Origin of the sequence: Culturomica sp. (genome assembly GCF_003524185.1) — a bacterium.
In the GTDB taxonomy this organism is placed as follows: domain Bacteria; phylum Bacteroidota; class Bacteroidia; order Bacteroidales; family Marinifilaceae; genus Culturomica; species Culturomica massiliensis.
In genome coordinates, this window is record NZ_DOED01000024.1 from 20311 (window position 1) to 38726 (window position 18416).

Annotated in this window: 14 protein-coding genes and 1 pseudogene; 6 read left to right on the top strand and 9 right to left on the bottom strand. The window is 41.3% G+C overall.

Translation table 11 applies throughout. The features are described from left to right. The 3 genes from DD657_RS08785 to DD657_RS08795 all read right to left on the bottom strand — a co-directional run. A partial coding sequence (locus tag DD657_RS08785; RefSeq protein WP_287049601.1) for a hypothetical protein occupies positions 1–1186 on the bottom strand: 1186 nt, incomplete at its 3' end. 330 nt (positions 1187–1516) lie between these two features. Continuing rightward, positions 1517–3172, bottom strand: a complete 1656-nt coding sequence (locus DD657_RS08790; RefSeq protein ID WP_287049603.1) for a tetratricopeptide repeat protein — start codon at positions 3170–3172, stop codon at positions 1517–1519. A gap of 346 nt (positions 3173–3518) precedes the next feature. Further along, on the bottom strand, positions 3519–4364 hold the full coding sequence (locus DD657_RS08795; protein ID WP_021987016.1) for an AraC family transcriptional regulator: 846 nt from the start codon (positions 4362–4364) through the stop codon (positions 3519–3521). 151 nt (positions 4365–4515) lie between these two features. On the opposite strand from DD657_RS08795, the gene DD657_RS08800 reads away from it, so the two are divergent. The 6 genes from DD657_RS08800 (at position 4516) to DD657_RS08825 (ending at position 14652) form a co-directional block, all read left to right on the top strand. Continuing rightward, on the top strand, positions 4516–5628 hold the full coding sequence (locus DD657_RS08800; protein WP_021987015.1) for an efflux RND transporter periplasmic adaptor subunit: 1113 nt from the start codon (positions 4516–4518) through the stop codon (positions 5626–5628). A gap of 9 nt (positions 5629–5637) precedes the next feature. Then, positions 5638–8817 carry an efflux RND transporter permease subunit gene (locus DD657_RS08805; protein WP_118773822.1) on the top strand — a complete coding sequence of 1060 codons (3180 nt, stop codon included), beginning with the start codon at positions 5638–5640 and terminating at the stop codon, positions 8815–8817. A gap of 38 nt (positions 8818–8855) precedes the next feature. Then, the gene (locus tag DD657_RS08810) at positions 8856–10223 is read left to right on the top strand and encodes a TolC family protein (RefSeq protein WP_287049604.1); all 1368 of its coding nucleotides are present in this window, start codon (positions 8856–8858) and stop codon (positions 10221–10223) included. A gap of 4 nt (positions 10224–10227) precedes the next feature. Beyond that, positions 10228–10806: a TetR/AcrR family transcriptional regulator gene (locus tag DD657_RS08815; RefSeq protein WP_118773823.1), complete on the top strand. Its 579-nt coding sequence runs from the start codon at positions 10228–10230 to the stop codon at positions 10804–10806. Positions 10807–11045: 239 nt separating this feature from the next. Continuing rightward, positions 11046–11894, top strand: a complete 849-nt coding sequence (locus DD657_RS08820; RefSeq protein WP_235837398.1) for a helix-turn-helix transcriptional regulator — start codon at positions 11046–11048, stop codon at positions 11892–11894. 25 nt (positions 11895–11919) lie between these two features. Continuing rightward, complete coding sequence (locus tag DD657_RS08825; RefSeq protein ID WP_287049606.1) at positions 11920–14652, top strand: hybrid sensor histidine kinase/response regulator; 2733 nt, start codon at positions 11920–11922, stop codon at positions 14650–14652. A 510-nt stretch (positions 14653–15162) separates the two neighbouring features. Here the strand turns inward: DD657_RS08825 and DD657_RS08830 are convergent. The 6 genes and pseudogenes from DD657_RS08830 to DD657_RS08855 all read right to left on the bottom strand — a co-directional run. Continuing rightward, positions 15163–15795 (bottom strand): hypothetical protein, encoded by a 633-nt coding sequence (locus DD657_RS08830; protein ID WP_287049607.1) that lies wholly within the window; start codon positions 15793–15795, stop codon positions 15163–15165. Positions 15796–15825: 30 nt separating this feature from the next. Then, positions 15826–16764 (bottom strand): HipA domain-containing protein, encoded by a 939-nt coding sequence (locus tag DD657_RS08835; RefSeq protein ID WP_287049608.1) that lies wholly within the window; start codon positions 16762–16764, stop codon positions 15826–15828. A gap of 2 nt (positions 16765–16766) precedes the next feature. After that, positions 16767–17096 (bottom strand): HipA N-terminal domain-containing protein, encoded by a 330-nt coding sequence (locus tag DD657_RS08840; RefSeq protein WP_287049609.1) that lies wholly within the window; start codon positions 17094–17096, stop codon positions 16767–16769. Beyond that, positions 17093–17311, bottom strand: coding sequence for a helix-turn-helix transcriptional regulator (locus tag DD657_RS08845; RefSeq protein WP_021986457.1), 219 nt, complete (start codon positions 17309–17311; stop codon positions 17093–17095). The genes DD657_RS08840 and DD657_RS08845 overlap by 4 nt, the downstream gene beginning before the upstream one ends. A 42-nt stretch (positions 17312–17353) precedes the next feature. Beyond that, the gene (locus DD657_RS15220) at positions 17354–17656 is read right to left on the bottom strand and encodes a hypothetical protein (RefSeq protein ID WP_068688384.1); all 303 of its coding nucleotides are present in this window, start codon (positions 17654–17656) and stop codon (positions 17354–17356) included. A gap of 106 nt (positions 17657–17762) precedes the next feature. Further along, positions 17763–17948: pseudogene (locus DD657_RS08855) on the bottom strand (N-6 DNA methylase); the annotation flags it as partial. Positions 17949–18416 lie beyond the last annotated feature (468 nt).

Consider the following 18416-nt stretch of genomic DNA (forward strand, 5'->3'; position numbering starts at 1 on the left):
TTGCTTTCCTCACATAAGTACTCTCGTCCAGGTACAGTCCGCTCGGACTCACCAACGGCGACCACCAGCTCGACACATTGACTCCATATTCCTTTTTAGCGCAATACCAAACCAAAGTCGTACAGGTGAAACGCGAGGGAGCAGCCCATTTCGCTGTGAGGAATTCGCTCCAGTTCACATATTTTCTCCCTTCATAGCCTGCGGCACGGTTAGCCAATCTGGCCGGTTGGGACACCGGTGTTTTTCTTATCACCAACCGGCTCTTAAAGCCTCTCCATTTCCACCTCCAGGACACTTTCCGAACGCCCATCACATAAGACTTTACACTCCAATAATCTAATCTTTCACTCATCACTCCCTGTTTAATCTGACACCCCCACGTAAATTTATATTCCTCTTCAGATTGCAGAGTTACCCCTTTCTTTATAATTGCCGCATGTCCCACTTTAAATTGGTCGTGAGCGAAATTCAGGAAAACCCAGGGAGCGCCATGCCTCGGCAACGCCAACATAAAATCCCCGACCCGGCCGTATTTTGCCACGGCAGCCCTGACCCTTTCAAAAGGGACTTTCCCTTTATCGGTTATCGATCCTTTTGTCTCCGGCTGCCCGACAGCAGATTCCGACAAAGATTCCATACGTTCCCTGATCTTGGCAAAAAAAGCTTTGTTGTCTTTTACCCGCAGATTTATACCCCTTGTGCCAATGGATTCCTCGCCCAGTACATGGACAATAATTTCATTGTGTTGCCGTATATATTCCTCCACTTCCGGATCGATCCGGATTTTTTCCGTCATTTGAGCCGCTTCGAAAACAGCCCAGTCCGAAAGAAATTCTGCCTGTTCCGCTTCCGGTAATGAAAAAAATGAAATCTGATTTCCATTTTCGCCCCATATTTCCATTTCTTTAAGCTTCTCCCGCAAAGGATTTACTTCTTCTCCGTTCACCACCCGGCTACTGATTACCGGTTTATGGGAATTCGTGGCAAAAACAGCCGTTTGGATAAGGTCACAATAAAGCTTTGCTTCACCGTTCAAGCCCGACAGATCAATATCGGCCAACTCTTTTTCTACAGTACCTTCCGGAATGGCATCCGTGAGACCGATATCCGAATCCTCTTTATTACATCCCCAAAAGGTTATAGTAATAAATATTAAACATACAATTCTAAAAAAATTTCTTTTCATCGTAATTCATTTTAAGTAATTGACAAACATCTATATCCGAATCATTGACAAAATTAGGTTCACCGAACCCTTTTCAGCAAATTTTCTTATGTACAAATCAATTACATCAAAACATTGAATTACAACTATTTAAATATTTATATATATGTACAAATGCAAAACAGACACCTGTTATCTATTTGTTTCTCTCCAAATTTTATAACACAAACAACTCTTCGGGGGACCGAAGAGTTGAGTTTATGAATAAGAACCGAAAAAATCCACCGGGAGTTTCCGGAAATTCAGTTTTACAATTGCTTAAAAGACATCACATCCGAAATCGGTATTCGGCTAAAATCCACGAATAAAATCGTCTAACGTCATTTCTTCTATCCTCATTTTTTCCTTCAGCCTTACTTTTTTCCTCGATATACTTGTTCTGGCAATGTGGTAAACTTCGGATAGCAATGAAATCGGCAATTCCATTTTTATAAGACAGCAAAAACGTATTTCCTCTTCCGTCAACTGCGGATAAACTGCCTTTATCCTCAAAGTGAAACCTTCAAAACAGGCATTCGTATTTTCTATAATAATACTCCACTCCTCCTCCTTCAGATGCATAGCCCCTTGCCTGTTCCGGCTTCTCAAAAGAAACGGAATCGTCATCTCATTCAACCGTTTATAATACTCCACAGTCAGGCTCAAACGTTCCATTTCGGCCTGCTCCTTTCCTTCCCTCTCTTTCAGTAATTTATTCTCTGCTTCTTGTTGCAGCAGCAGTGCCCGCATGATATTTTCCTCTTTCTGCCTGATATTCGCTTTCAGTTTTCTTCTGTGTCTTTCATTTCTGTAACTCAACCAGACCAATAACGACAAAACGAAGAAAACACCCATCAATATCCTGTAAAACGTAATTTTTTTACGGTTGAGTTCGGATTCTTTCAAATCGGCCTTTTCCCGGGCCCGTTGATAAGCCGCTATATTGCTCAGGTTATCGAAAAACAATTCCTTTCGTTCCAGATCCAAAGAATCTCTTTGCGCCACGTACAACTTGAGATATTTCAATGCTCCGCTCCGATCACCGCTTTCTTCCTTCAATCCTGACAAATCGTAATAAGCCGCCATTTGTGTCCGAATGTCCCCACTCACCAGAGAATAACTGAAATAATATTCGGCAGAATCTTTACGACCGAGTTTTAAAAAAGCATCCCCTTTCCGGTTGTAATACCGGTAAACGGCTAAACGATCTGTTGTCAATGCCAGAGCCCGGTCTATGTAATACAAAGCAGAATCCCCCCGATTCACAGACAAATAAGTCTGGCTTAGTTTCGCATAAACGGTTGCCAATCTTTCCTTGTCAGAAACAGGCATAAGCCGGACAGCCTGTTTCAGTACACCCCTGCACAATTCGTAATCGCCCGTGCCGTAATAATATCCGGACATCTCGATCAACGCTTGCCCCAGCAACAGAGAGTCATTTAATAATCCCGCATAATGCAGAGCTTCCAGTTTGGCCCTCTTCTCATCTTCACGCATCATTTTTACATGATACATCCTCCCCATAGAGGAACTTAAGAGATACCTGGTATCGAGATCGTTTTCCACCGCGTATTCCTGCGCCTTCCGGTAATGCACTGCCGCCCGCACCAAAAAGCCTTTCTCTCCAAGTATTTTACCTTTAAAATAATACAACTGAAACAATCTCGACGAATCGATTGCATGCCTGTAATAATCGATCGCCTCTTCGGCAAGGGAATCCAATTCAGTGAACGAATCATATCTGCTATGGTTTTTTATCCGCAAAAGGCCATATAACGCCCGTTCCTTCCGGGTCAAACTCCTGGGATCGATCTTCAGTAATACCGCCCGCGCCTCCATTGGATGATCATTATACATCTTTTCTATCCGGTAAAGTTCCTCTATATAACCGGAATAGAATACATCATAATAAAACAGAAACAATACGATTAATGCGGGCAATAGCAAGGCATACCATCTATATCTCATACAACAGCATTAAGGTTTGGACATCGATTCTCATACTGAACCATCACCCGGAGACAAGGTTGTCCCCGGCTCACAATGGGTAAGTCCCCCCAACTTTTTTTATCAAGCTAAATACAGCCCAACACCCACAATTTGTATCCGGCAGGAATATCAACATTTTACAAATATATGCCAATTTTTTGTCTTTCAAAACAAAATTATTTACATATAAAAATAATCAGTATACATTATTGCCGGAAAAATACTTTTTCTCTTATACATTTTATCAAATTCTTTAAGCCATACGATTTACTTCTCTATGGAATTTTTCAAAAACCGGAAAAGTCACAGGTAAACGGTTTTCTTATTATTTTATAAATTTTTCCCTGTATGCACTGGGCGAGATTCCCATCTGCCGTTTAAAATAGCGTCCCAAATAAGATTGATCGGGGAAATTCAGGCGGTTACTGATTTCCTGAATGGGAAATTCCGTATTTTGAAGCAATACTTTAATCTCCAGCAATACAAATTCATCAATCAGCTTTTTGGCAGATTTACCTGTAATAGCCGTGCAGATATCGGTAAGATATTTGGTCGAAATACAAAGCATATTTGCATAAAAGCCCGCTTCGCGCTCGGAATTACAATAAGAGTGAATCAAAGAAATAAAATGTTTCAATAATTCCTCCTGACGGTTATGGCCTTCCATATCCTGAACAGTAAACCAACGGTAGGTTTTGTCATACAAATCCATCAGCCAGATCTGCAATAAATTTTTAGCAATTTCATAGCGGAAACGGTTATTGAAATCCGCATAAATAGTCGCAGTAGCATTCATTAGTCCCTCGACGGCCTCCCAATGCAAAGACGGAAATACCTTACAGGGATTCTCCTTGATAAAATGGAAAAACCGGGGATTAAACCGAAAGGAAGCCTCCCGGAACATCGCTTCTGAACAGGCAAAATAAGCCATTTGAAAATCTTTTCCGGCTGAAATAATATCGATAATATGACTCGGCAATAAAAATATGACCGTATAAGGGACAATATCATATTCGTGCAAATCAACAGTAACACGAGCATTACCTTGCCGGCAAAAAAGAATCACGGCACTCTCTATCTTGCACAATCGGTTGTAAAGCGATGATAAATTGTCACACCCCGTTATAAAAGGCTCTGTAAATGAGGTACGAAAAGGATTGCGCTGCTCCATAAATATTCTGTTTTTTAACAGCAAAATTACATTTTTTCAGATAAATATATAACATTTACTCCGAAAATGAACAATGTTGCTCGTGTTATGAACGGATGTATTCGTGAACATTCCCGTACTTTTGCGCCGAAATAAATTTTAAGCGTCAAAAATGAACAGAAATGTATGTAAACTGAAACAGATGATCGTTTTCATCTGTTGTGTGATTATGGTGAGCTGTAAAACCGAAAAACCTACAATACAGGAGGCCGGTTATCAGGTAATGACAGTAAAACCGGCTGCACGGACTCTGCTGAATATGTATTCAGCAACAATCCGGGGGAGGCAGGATATTGAAATCTATCCGCAAGTAGGCGGTTTCCTGACTCAATTGTGTGTACAGGAAGGAGAACAAGTGAAAAAAGGCCAAACCTTGTTTATCATAGATCAGGTCGGTTACCGGGCTGCCTTGCAAACTGCCGAAGCCAATGTAGCTGTAGCAGAAGCACAACTGGCTACGGCCCAGCTTACCTATGCCAGCAAACAGGAATTGTTCAAACAAAACGTAGTATCGGAATTCGATTTGAGTACGGCCAAGAATGCCTTACTGGCAGCAGAAGCACAATTGGCTCAAATGAAAGCCCAGGAAGTAAATGCCCGCAACAACCTCTCTTATACGGTAGTAAAAAGTCCGGTAGACGGCGTAGTAGGAACTTTGCCTTACCGGGTAGGGACACTGGTCGGTTCGGCAATGTCCGAACCTTTGACAACCGTTTCCGATAATTCGGATATGTATGTCTATTTTTCAATGACTGAAAATCAATTGCTGAATCTGATACGGCAATACGGTTCTAAAGAAGAGGCTTTGAAAAATATGCCTGAAATCAATTTGCAATTAAACGATAAATCCGCTTACTCTGAAAAAGGAAAAATCGAATCCATCAGCGGAGTCATCAACCGTACCACCGGCACCGTAAGCCTGCGTGCCATATTTCCGAATCCGGACGAATTATTACACAGCGGCGGGACCGGTAATGTGATGATACCCTCGGAACAAAACGGTTGTATCGTTATTCCTCAGGCTGCGGCTTTTGAAATTCAGGACAAATCGTTTGTATACAAAGTTGTAGACGGAAAAGCCCAATCGACACCTGTCCGTGTAACCCGTGTAAACGGAGGTAAAGAATATATCGTCACGGAAGGCCTCGGCGAAGGCGACATAATCGTAACAGAAGGCGTTGGACTACTGCGTGAAGGAACCCCGATTAAAGCAAAACAAAATTAAAAACAAAAAATGAACATCAGAACTTTTATAGAACGCCCCATTTTGTCGGCGGTCATTTCTATCGCTATAATTGTCGTGGGTATTATCGGGCTGTTTACTCTGCCCGTCGAACAATACCCGGATATCGCACCTCCCACAATACAGGTAAGTACAACCTACTACGGCGCCAGTGCGGAAACCCTGCAAAAAAGTGTCATCGCTCCCCTGGAAGAAGCCATCAACGGTGTGGAAGACATGACTTATATGACGTCTACAGCCTCGAATGCCGGTACGGTAACTATTACCGTTTATTTTAAACAGGGAACGGACCCGGACATGGCAGCCGTAAACGTACAAAACCGGGTATCGAAGGCAACCGGACAATTACCGGCAGAAGTAACCCAGGTAGGCGTTACGACTTCCAAGCGCCAGACCAGTATCTTGCAGATGTTTTCCCTGCATAGCCCGGAAGATGCGTACGATGAAAACTTTCTGTCCAATTACATCAATATCAATCTGAAACCCTCAATCCTTCGTATTGCAGGCGTCGGCGATATGATGATTATGGGAGGCAGCTACAGTATGCGGGTATGGATGAAGCCCGATGTAATGGCACAGTACAAACTGATTCCTTCCGATATCACCCTGGTTTTAGCCGAACAAAACATCGAATCGGCAACCGGTTCGTTCGGGGAAAATTCCGACGAAACCTATCAATACACTATGAAATACAAAGGACGCCTGATAACCCCCGAAGAATTCGGTGAAATCATCATCCGTTCTACGGAAGAAGGTGAAATTCTCAAACTGAAAGACATAGCGGACATCGAACTCGGACAGGACTCCTATGCTTATAAAGGGGGATTGGACGGACATAGCGGTATCTCGTGTATGATATTCCAAACCGCCGGTTCAAATGCAACGGAAGTAAACCAAAATATAGACCGATTTCTGGAAGAAGCCCGGAAAGATTTGCCCCAGGGCGTGGAACTGACACAAATGATGAGTTCCAATGACTTTTTGTTTGCCTCTATCCACGAAGTCGTAAAAACTTTACTGGAAGCAATCTTGCTGGTCATTCTGGTCGTATATGTCTTTCTGCAGGACCTCCGTTCTACACTCGTTCCTCTGGTGGGTATCATTGTTTCATTGATCGGTACCTTCGCTTTTATGTCCATAGCAGAATTCAGTATCAACCTGATTACTTTATTTGCATTAGTATTGGTAATCGGCACTGTCGTAGACGACGCCATTGTAGTGGTAGAAGCCGTACAGGAACGATTTGACGTAGGCTATCGTTCTCCTTATATGGCCAGTATCGACGCCATGAAAGGAATCAGCTCGGCTATATTTTCTTCTTCCCTGGTATTTATGGCCGTATTCATTCCGGTTTCTTTTATGAGCGGTACATCCGGTACCTTCTACACCCAGTTCGGATTGACAATGGCCGTTGCCGTAGGTATATCCGCACTGAATGCCTTAACACTGAGTCCTGCCTTGTGTGCCCTGCTGCTACGGCCTTATATGGATGAGAACGGGAACCAGAAAAATAACTTCGCAGCCCGTTTCCGGAAAGCATTCAATGTAGCTTTCAGTACCATCATCGAAAAATACAAACGGGGAGTACTGTTTTTCATCCGCCGTCGCTGGCTGGCAGTTTCATTGCTGATAGGTTCGGTGGTCGTGCTTGTCATCCTGATGAATACCACTAAAACCGGACTTGTACCCGATGAAGACCAAGGGGTCGTGTTCGTCAATGTCAGTTCAGCGGCCGGTAGCTCACTGAAAACAACCAACGACATTATGATCCGAATTGAAGAACGGGTGAAAGATATTCCACAGGTGAAACATGTACAGAAAGTAGCCGGCTACGGCCTACTTGCCGGTCAGGGAAATTCCTTCGGTATGCTGATTCTGAAATTGAAACACTGGGACGAACGCCCCGACAAAGAAGATAACGTACAGGCGGTGATCGGACAAGTATACGGCCGTACAGCCGACATCAAAGACGCCAGTGTCTTTGCCATATCTCCGGGTATGATTCCGGGATACGGCATGGGGAATGCCCTGGAACTACATATGCAGGACAAAATGGGAGGAGACATCAACACATTTTTCACCACAACCCAGCAATATTTAGGAGCTTTGAACCAACGCCCGGAAATCGCTATGGCCTATTCGACCTTCGATATCCGCTATCCGCAATGGACAGTGGAAATTGATGCCTCCAAATGCAAACGAGCCGGGATTACACCGGATGCAGTACTTGGTACGCTATCGGGATATTACGGCGGACAATATGTATCGGACTTCAACCGTTTCTCAAAAGTGTACCGGGTTATGATCCAGGCCGATCCGAAATATCGTCTGGATGAAGCATCTCTTAACAATACTTTCGTTCGGATGTCCAATGGAGAAATGGCTCCCTTGAGCCAGTTTGTCATGTTGAACCGGAGCTACGGAGCCGAAACATTAAGCCGCTTCAATATGTACAATTCCATTGCCGTAAATGCAATGCCGGCAGATGGCTACAGTACCGGCGACGCTATACGTGCTGTAAAAGAAACAGCCGAACAGGCTTTGCCGAAAGGGTTCGGTTATGATTTCGGGGGTATTACCCGGGAAGAAAATCAGCAGACAAACACCACCGTTATCATCTTTGCCATCTGTATTCTGATGATCTATTTGATTTTGTGCGGCCTCTATGAAAGTTTTCTGATTCCGTTTGCGGTTATTCTGAGTGTGCCTTTCGGATTGATGGGGAGTTTCCTTTTTGCTAAAACCATCGGACTGGAAAATAATATCTATTTACAAACCGGATTAATCATGTTAATCGGCTTACTGGCCAAAACAGCGATTCTACTGACGGAATATGCTTCCGAACGCCGGGCTGCCGGCATGGGCATAATTGCCGCCGCTGTCAGTGCGGCCAAGGCCCGTTTGCGCCCGATCCTGATGACGGCACTAACCATGATATTCGGTCTGCTACCCCTGATGTTCTCTACCGGTGTTGGCGCTAACGGTAACAGTTCATTAGGTACCGGAGCAGTCGGCGGTATGGTAATCGGCACATTGGCCTTATTGTTTATTGTACCGACTCTATTCGTCATTTTCCAGTTTATCGAGGAAAAATTCCGTCCCATCCAGACTACAACAACCCGGGACTGGCAAATCCAGGCTGAAATAGAAGAAAACCAAATCGAGAAATAGTACTTTTCAATACATGTACTAAATTAACACGAAACGAAATGAAGAAAATAATAATATCATTGACAACTGCCATTCTAGTGAGCAGTTGCGGCATTTATTCCAAATATAAGCCTGTCAGTGAAGTGCCGGACAACCTGTACGGCTTGACCGACAGTACCGCAACCGCCGACACCAATAGCCTGGGCAATCTCAGTTGGCAGGAAGTATTTACCGATCCGCAGTTACAGGTTTTAATCACTACCGGGCTACAAAACAATACCGATCTGCAAACAGCTCATTTAAAAGTAAAAGAAGCAGAAGCTTCTTTACTGTCCGCACGCTTATCCTATTTGCCGTCATTTGCTCTGGCACCGGAAGGCAGTGTGAGTAGCTTTAACCACGGTAAAGCAACAAAAACGTATACATTACCTGTGGCAGCCAGTTGGGAAATAGATGTTTTCGGCCGGTTGACCAATACCAAGCGCCGGAGTAAAGCAGCTTACCTACAAAGCAAAGAATATGCCCGGGCTGTACAAACTCAATTGATCGCAAATATAGCAAACAGCTATTACACCTTGTTGATGCTGGATGCCCAATATGAAATAGCTCAGGCGACGGAAGCCAATTGGAAAGAAAGTGTCGGAGCGACACGAGCCATGAAAAAAGCCGGGATGGTAACGGAAGCCGGCCTGGCTCAAACCGAAGCGACCTATTATCAGATCCATACGACGTTACTGGATCTTCGGGAACAGATCAATCAAGTAGAAAATGCTTTGTCCCTATTACTGGCAGCTCCCCCCCAAAGGATTCGGCGCGGTCGCCTGGCAGACCAGCAATTACCTGAAAGCTTTTCGTTAGGCATCCCTTTACAATTGCTTTCCAACCGTCCGGATGTGAAAAGTGCGGAATTATCTTTGGCCCAGGCTCTTTATACCACTAATACAGCCCGGTCGGCCTTCTATCCGTCGATCATTCTGAACGGAAGTGCAGGCTGGACAAACAATGCCGGAACCCTGTTGACCAATCCGGGCAAACTGATTGCAACGGCAGTAGGATCATTGACAGCTCCCCTATTCAACCGAGGACAGAATATTGCGCAGTTACGCATTGCCAAAGCCCAACAGGAAGAAGCCGGACTCGCATTCACACAAACCCTGTTAAATGCAGGAAGTGAGGTGAACGACGCACTCATGCAATACCAAACAGCCATAGAGAAAACGACCTGGTATGCCCAACAGGTATCGGCTTTGGAGACAGCGGTAAAAAGTACCCGATTACTGATGAAACACGGCAATACGACTTATCTGGAAGTATTGACGGCCCAGCAAACTTTATTGAGTACCCAATTGAATCAAGTGTCGAACCGATTTACTGAAATACAAGGTATCATTAATCTTTATCGGGCTTTAGGAGGAGGCCGAAGCTAAAGCAATGACATCTCAGATAAGAGAAAAAATCCTCAAAGCGGCTTTACAATCAATCACCCGGAACGGCATTCGTGCCTTCCGGGTAGAAGATTTAACCCATCATCTGAAAATTTCAAAAAAGACAATTTATCAATTATTTCCGAGCAGAATTGATCTGGTAAAAAAATGTATCGAAAAAATAAATGAACCGGTTCGGAATAAGATTTCTCTTTGCCTGAATGCTCACAAAGATAATCCGATGCTACAAATACTGAACTACACAAAATCTTTCGTTGACGGACTATACGAACCGGAAGAAATTTTCTGGCAAGAGCTGCGAAAATCAAATGAATTCCGGTATCTGTTCGAAACCGTCCGACAAGAATGGCTGACAGGGGGAGAAAAAATTTTAAATGCATGTAAAAATAAAGGTTATATCTGCTCCGATACGAATATACAGTATACAAACAGACGTTTACAGACAAGTCTGTTCGAAGCCCGTCTGAATAATGAACCGTATTCCGGCCAGGTTCTCTTTTACAACATTTTCTTTCGGGGCATCGCAACCGAAACAGGACGTTTATGGCTCGAAAACAATGTATAAACCGGCCTTCCTCACTCCTTCCATACCGCAGATAAAAACCGGATATCGGTCTTTCTCCCTCAAAACCGGAAATCCGCCTATTTATCTCCGCATCTGGAAAAACGTTCTTTCAGGTAATAATAAATCGATATCCCGGATTTTCTAAAAACACATAAAAATCTGGCACTAAAACTTGTTATTTACGTTCAATTTCTATACTAAATGGATAATAAAATACGAATGCAGTAATTTTGTATAGCATGTTGACAATAATGAGTGATAATTTCCATATATATACCGATATTTCATTTCTTCCGGCAAACGAGCATGAAGCTTATTTAAAAGAAGGATTTAGTGGACTTTGTACAGGAGGCTCTGCCGTCATTGAAGTATTTTCAATCTGTCACCGAATATCCCCGAACGATCTTATAACCATTCTGCCTTCACAACTGGTAGCCATCCGTGAAATCAGCAAGGACTTTTCCATGACTTTTTTCAAAGTCAGTAAAACCATGTTTCTCGATATCATGAGCAGTTTAGGAAAAATAACTCCTGATTTTTTCTTTTATATGCGGAAGAATTTCCATATTCATCTAAATGACAGAGATGCCCAAAGATTCCTTGGTTTTTGCCGGGTAATCGATTATAGGGAAAGCAACGATGATTCCATTTTCTACCGGGAGACGATTTTGCATTTGTTACGAATTTATTATTGGGATTTTTATACGCATTTTCAGAAAAAAATAAGTCTCAAAAAAGATATCCCTTTAAATTCCAAAAAAGAAAAAATAGCCTTTAAATTCGCTATGTTGGTTTTCGAACATCACAAAACCCACAGGGAAATCGCTTTTTACGCTGACAAATTGTGTATATCGCCTCTATATCTGACTAAAGTCATACAAGAAATAAATGGTCAATCCGCCCGGGAAATAATCGCAGACTATATTATCGTCGAAATAAAAAAGCTTTTACGGGATACAAACCTTGAAATAAAAGATGTGGTTCGCCAAACCGGATTTTCCAATCAATCCTCCATGAGCCGTTTTTTCCGTCAACATACGGGTATGTCTCCTTCAGAATATCGGCGCACAATCCACATCATGCGCTAAACAGCCATGTGTAAAAAAGTATAAAATGAAACAACATAAAACTGCCTCTCCCGAAAACGACAAAATGTCTTTTGAAAAGGAAATGTCCGAATTACTGCATAAGCAAATCCTGTTCACAGAGAGTGTATACACCCGTTTGCCGATAGGCATCGAAATCTATGATGCAAAAGGTATTTTGCGGAGCATAAACGACTATGCACTGCATATGTACGGCGTCGACGACCGCAGGACGGTGATAGATAAAGTCAATCTTTTCGACAGTCCTTATGTCGATGAAGCACTTGAAGCAAAGATAAAATCCGGAGAGGATATCGTTTTGGAATTTGAATACGATTTTGACCGTATAAAAAAAGAATATTTCTTGACCAACAATCAGAATACCATGATTTATGAGGTCAGGATCGTTTCCATACGCAATCAAAAAGAGGATATTGTCGGACACATGCTGTTTGCCAACGACGTAACCGGCAAAAAAGAAACAGAATACCGCACGGAAGAAAACAAGAAAAACCTGGAAATGGCCATGGAGGCGGCCAGCATGTCTTCCTGGGTATACGATGTGCGTAAACAAATATTCGGTTCGTTACATGGAAATCCTATCTTCAGAAACGGCATGACACTGGAAGAATTACAGCAAATGCTGCATCCGCAGGACCGTACTCCGATGACAGAACTTTTCACCCGACTGATAAATAAAGATATACAACAGGGTCAGATAACCGTACGTGCCTTCAATGAAGAGGAAGGACAGTATCGCCATTATGAAAGCAGAATGCGTTTATCCACAGAACATATGGGTAAATTACAGATTGTCGGCACCCAACTGGACGTCACCGAAAAAATACAAATGGCCAAAAAAGCCCAGGATTTGATCATAAAACGTGAACTGGCAATGAATGTCAGTGGTATTGTTCATTGGGATTTCGACATACGAATCCGGAAATTCGAATCTTATAACGATCCGGTAAATGATTATGCCCCTGATAAACTGGTAACGGTAACAGAATATCTGGATGCAATACATCCTGAAGACCAATCGGTTGTCAACGATGCCATACAATCCATGTTGTCAGGCCAAAAACTCAATGTCAATTTCACCTGCCGCATACAAACGAAATACGACGACTCCTGGCAATATTGTAACGTCACAGGTGTTCCCTTCGAGTATGACGAAAATGGCGAAGTCATACGATTTACAGGTTTCCGGCAAAACATATCCAAACTTCACCAGCTAAACGAAGAACTTAAAGAGCGGAACTATAAAATGGAACTCATGTTCAAAACAGTCGGAATGTCTCACTGGGATTTCGATGTCGAGAGTAAACAGTTCCGGGCATTTAACGATCCGGTAAATGATTTCCATCCCCAAAAGGCTATTATGCCGGAAGATTACCTGAAATTCTCTCATCCCGAGGATACCGAGCGTGTAAGCGAAAAGATAGACAACATGCTTCAAAGAACGAACAAAGAGTTCAGTTTTCAATACCGTTCCAGAACAAAATGGGATCAAGAATGGCAAACTCTTATTGTTACCGGTATTCCCGTTGAAAAGAACAAGAAAGGACATGTCATTCGTTACACCGGTATCACGATCAACAATACAAAATGGGAAAAGATGGCTCAAGAATTAAAGGAAATGAAAAACAAAGCCGAACTTTCCGACCGACTCAAATCCGCATTTTTAGCCAATATGAGCCATGAGATACGTACACCGCTAAACGCCATCGTCGGGTTTTCCGAACTAATGGTCAATTGTGACGACCCGGCCGAAAAAGAAGAGTACTGGGACATCATCGACTCCAACAACGAATTACTGCTGCGATTGATAAACGATATTTTGGACCTCTCCAAAATCGAATCCGGCATCCTCGATCGCAAACGGGAAAAATTCAAGCCGGCTCAAGTATGCAGCGAATTATACACCATGATCCAACCGAAAGTCACAAACCCAAATGTCGAATTCCGTCTCGACAATTCTTATCCGGACTGTTGGATTTTTCTGGATCGTAACCGACTCAAACAAGTATGGATGAATTTCCTCACCAATGCGGTAAAATGTACAAAATCCGGGTACATAAAAATGGGATATTCCATCGAAAAAGGAGGTATCCGGATTTATGTCGAAGACACAGGAGCAGGCATTCAGAAACAATTACAGGACAGGGTATTCGGACGGTTTCAAAAACTCAATGAATTTGCCCAGGGAACCGGACTCGGCCTGGCAATCTCCAAAGCAATTGTCGAAGCCGCAGGAGGAGAAGTCGGCTTCACTTCCGAGCCGGGGGTCGGATCGACATTCTGGGCATGGGTACCTTGTGAAATATCTATACTGGGACAGATCGATCAGGTCGTTCAACCTCAAACGAAATCACAATTTGTACAAAATGAAAACCCGGAAGAAAAAATAAAAATTCTAATTGCGGAAGATAATGACAGCAATTATTCACTGGTATTTCATATTCTCAAAGATTATGATCTTACCCGGGTTGAGAATGGCGTCGAAGCTATCGAAAAAATCCGTTACGAAAAATTCAATCTCGTTCTCATGGATCTGAAAATGCCGATCATGGGAGGTTTGGAAGCAACAAGAAAAATTCGGGAATTTAACACCGAAATACCGATCATTGCACTCACAGCCAACGCTTTCGACTCAGATCGCAGCAACGCTATCGAGGCAGGATGTAATGATTTCCTGGCAAAACCGGTGAAAAAGAAGCAATTACTCGAGCTGCTTTCAAAAACACAGTTGACAAAATAAAATGACAATAATATAGCAGCATTTTAAAACGGTTCACCAAATATCAATGTATTCAAAACATCTGACTCTGTACATTCAGATTTTTCCGACTGAACATACTCTTATTGGCTGAAAAAGCAATGAGATTGGAATAAGCCTCGATTTTACCAAAGGATATAAAAAAGTTACAATAATTTTTTGATTTCAGCATTTTAATGAAATACAAAATAAATATAAGCAATCCTCACTTGCCGATGCAGTGCATATATATTTCTAATTATCAATACTTTATGTTTTAAGCAATACAAAGTGCTTTTTTATAAATAGACAGATTTCTACGATAAGTTTTTTTATTTGATTATTATATGGTTACACGTGCGTGTTGTACCGCAATTATTAGTATTTTTTTGTAAGCCGTAAAATCAAACTGAAGAAATTGATTTTATGGCTGTTACCATACTTAAGCTACAAAATGGTTTGCAGGAACCAAAACAAGAAAAATGATTAAAAAGTGCTATCATAGCACAAACTTCACACCGGCTTAGCTTGTACAATTTGTGCAATATCTTCTAAATTCCCGATTTTTAAACTATATGGAATGTTAATATTGCACTCAAAACAAAAACGAAATTCTTTTTGATTGGCATATGACTCTCTTTTATCAAACGGACCTAATTCTTTTAAAACAATATCTTTTTCTGGATAATAATTTACTGGCCCACACTCCATACTCCACTGATTATTAATAGCTTGTTTAATACGTTTGATAAACTCATTGTGATCATATATTATAACCAATGTATCATAGCCAGATCCGATTTTATTTAATTCATCTGGATGTTTGAGCTTCAGTGTTTCTCTTGTTTTTATAAAATCAATCATCACCATACTATAAATTAAAAAGTCACAACAATCATGCTCTACATAAGTAATTTTTGAGCTTTCGGATAAAGGAATTTCTCTACCATCTTTTAATTGAATCTTAATAGAAGGATTTTTGGGAGAGACATACGAAGTCACATTTTCATACTTATCTCCAATTCCATTCACTGAGTCCATTTTTGCAAAGTCAGACATTGGACGAAGATATAACTCCCCATCTTTTATAAGCTTTTCCATATACTGATACTCTCCAAGCTTTGCCAAAAGTGTAATTTCTTCCATTACTACTCTGTTTTTATATATTATAAGTTATTATTTCAAAACGTCTAACTTATCTGCTATAATATGTTTATATCGTTCTTTCATTTCATCGGGTAAAAACGATATATCGATAAACTCGAACCACTTGTCGGCAACCCTTTCAAATTTAACAAATAAATTATCTATAATCTTCTTCTCTAAGCCGCTACTATTCATTGCAACCTCAAAATCAGAACGCTTTATTTTACGTTTCTTGCCATTGAGCATTAAGGCAAGTTCCTCTGTATCTTCGGGCATAACAAGAAATGTGGATATCATATCATATGCCGGAGTGAGCGCATAAGAGCCTTTTCGCAAACTGTAAAGCGAAAAGTTCTTCAAATGCATATCAGCATTGCCTGTAATCCACGAGAACAGAACCTGTTCCCAAAAGTTCACCACATCGAGTTTGGGTGTAGCGGAGTGTTGTGTAATAATTTTGACTATCTGCTCATAAGAACCTTTGTATTTGTATTCTGTTAAGCGTTCCGATAACTGACACATATCTTCCATTGCCAGCTTCGCACCGTTTGCAGTTCTATCTATGCGTTTAGTGATATAGGCTAATTCTCCATCTTCAAAGCGTATAAGCGAATGAGGAACAACCTTTATTTTAGCTAATTCGGCTAGGTGCATTGTCAAATCCTCGACTTCAGAAAGATGATCAAATTGCTCTGTTTGAGGTTTTAGGATATAACGCCCCCATAATCCTACGATAGTAAACCGTTGTGGTTCTCCTTTTATTTTTTCTATATCGAGAGAGAGCTTTGCTTGTACTCCGGTTAGCGTAGTTTGAGAACGTACCACTTTTTCGGCTAATGATTCAATTTCATCTTTTGCGTATAATAGAAGCGGAATATCGGTACTACCAAATATCTTTTTGGCACAACGAGGATGAAAGTCTTTTTCTCCATCAGTCAACTCCTGATAACAATATAGACATCTTTTCATAGCTATGCCTCTTCATTTAGTATAGGTTCAACACTCACCGCCCCTATGCAATCTTTGCAGCAGGCAAGCAGCAGCGACATTCTATCACGGCGATTGATTTTCCAACTCTTTTCCGCAATATCTAAGAGCCATCCTTCAGGTATCAATCCGTCAAAAAACGGAAAAAGTATCTTTTCCATGTATGGTTTACTTCTCAAAGGCAGAGTGAGGCTGATAGCTTCGGCTACATTTGATTGAAGATAATCAGCATCATACAGAAAAGTATAACCGTCCTCATCTTCGGTCAGAACCCCCGCAAAGAGGTTGTGGTTGTATATCTTGGCTTGTCTCATTGATTTGTAGTTTTATCCATAGGAACAACCCCCACTTTTACTCCGAAGAGATTTAATACTTGATTTACTTTGTCAAGGCGTAAGGTCTCCTTGCCTTGCTCTAATTCTCGCACAAATCGTAACCCGACTCCCGATTTCTCCGAGAGTTCCACTTGTGTCAAACCGTGCTCTTTACGCATCGACTTTACATATTCAGATAAAGAAGCTGTATTCATATTATACCCTTTTGGGTACAAATATAATGTAAATAACCAAAATTATAACCTTTCGGGTATAAAACCATATATTTTAACAAACAATACACCCGATAAGGTATAATAGAGGTGCATATTACAGAATCGAAACATATCCTGTAAACATTCACGGAAGCCTATAAAAAACAAATAAGACAGAGCCCTTTCCATCTCTGCCTTATTACGTTTGCGGTCATAAACCTTTTTTGACTTGTACACCCCTGCAATACTTACGAGGCGTGTGTGATTTTCAACTTCTGCCAAGCGAGAGGCTCTTCCGTTGGCTTTGATATAATCACGCTGAGTAAATGTTTTTATCCTCGTCATTACATCTATTAGTTTGCAACAAAGATAGCGATCTATTTTATATGCTTGATGTAATTACTATGTAATAACTACTTTAGAGCTTTTACCATCTGATCTATACACTTCTTTTTTTACTCCATGTCGGATTGACAATCTTCTCGATATGTTCCGGCAAAAGCTTGTTTTGTTTTTTTACTTTTTCAAACTCTTTTGATGCATCAATACACAAAATATCATCTCCCTCCTTACGACACTTTTTTAACACCAAAATACAGGTTAGTCCCGTATGAATATTACCTGTAATTGTGATAAGTTTTAGTGATATTTATGAAATTTGTCTACTTACCGCATCATAGAATTTAAGATAATGATTTATTATTCCACCAAATGCATAATACTGATAATCAGTATTATAAAAATACATCGCTTCTTCTTTTAATTCCTAACACCGACTCTATAATCTATTGATATTTACAGTGTATTACTTCCCGATGCAGCATATTTACATCACTGATTATCAGTGACCATTCATTTTAATCGGTACAACCTCTGTTTTGATAAATACACAGAATGTAGGGACAAATGCAATGTGCTGTATTTCACAGCTTTGCATATACGTGTTGTACCGCCTTCTTTCAGCCATTTTGAGGAATGTCCGCTATCAGATTCAACGTGTTGATTGATAGGGTATTTCCGCTGGTATGTTACAGAACGCTTGTTGAATACAAAGGTAGTGGTTTTCTTGGGATTTCTGTGGGTTGCGGTGGAATTTTTATTAGTC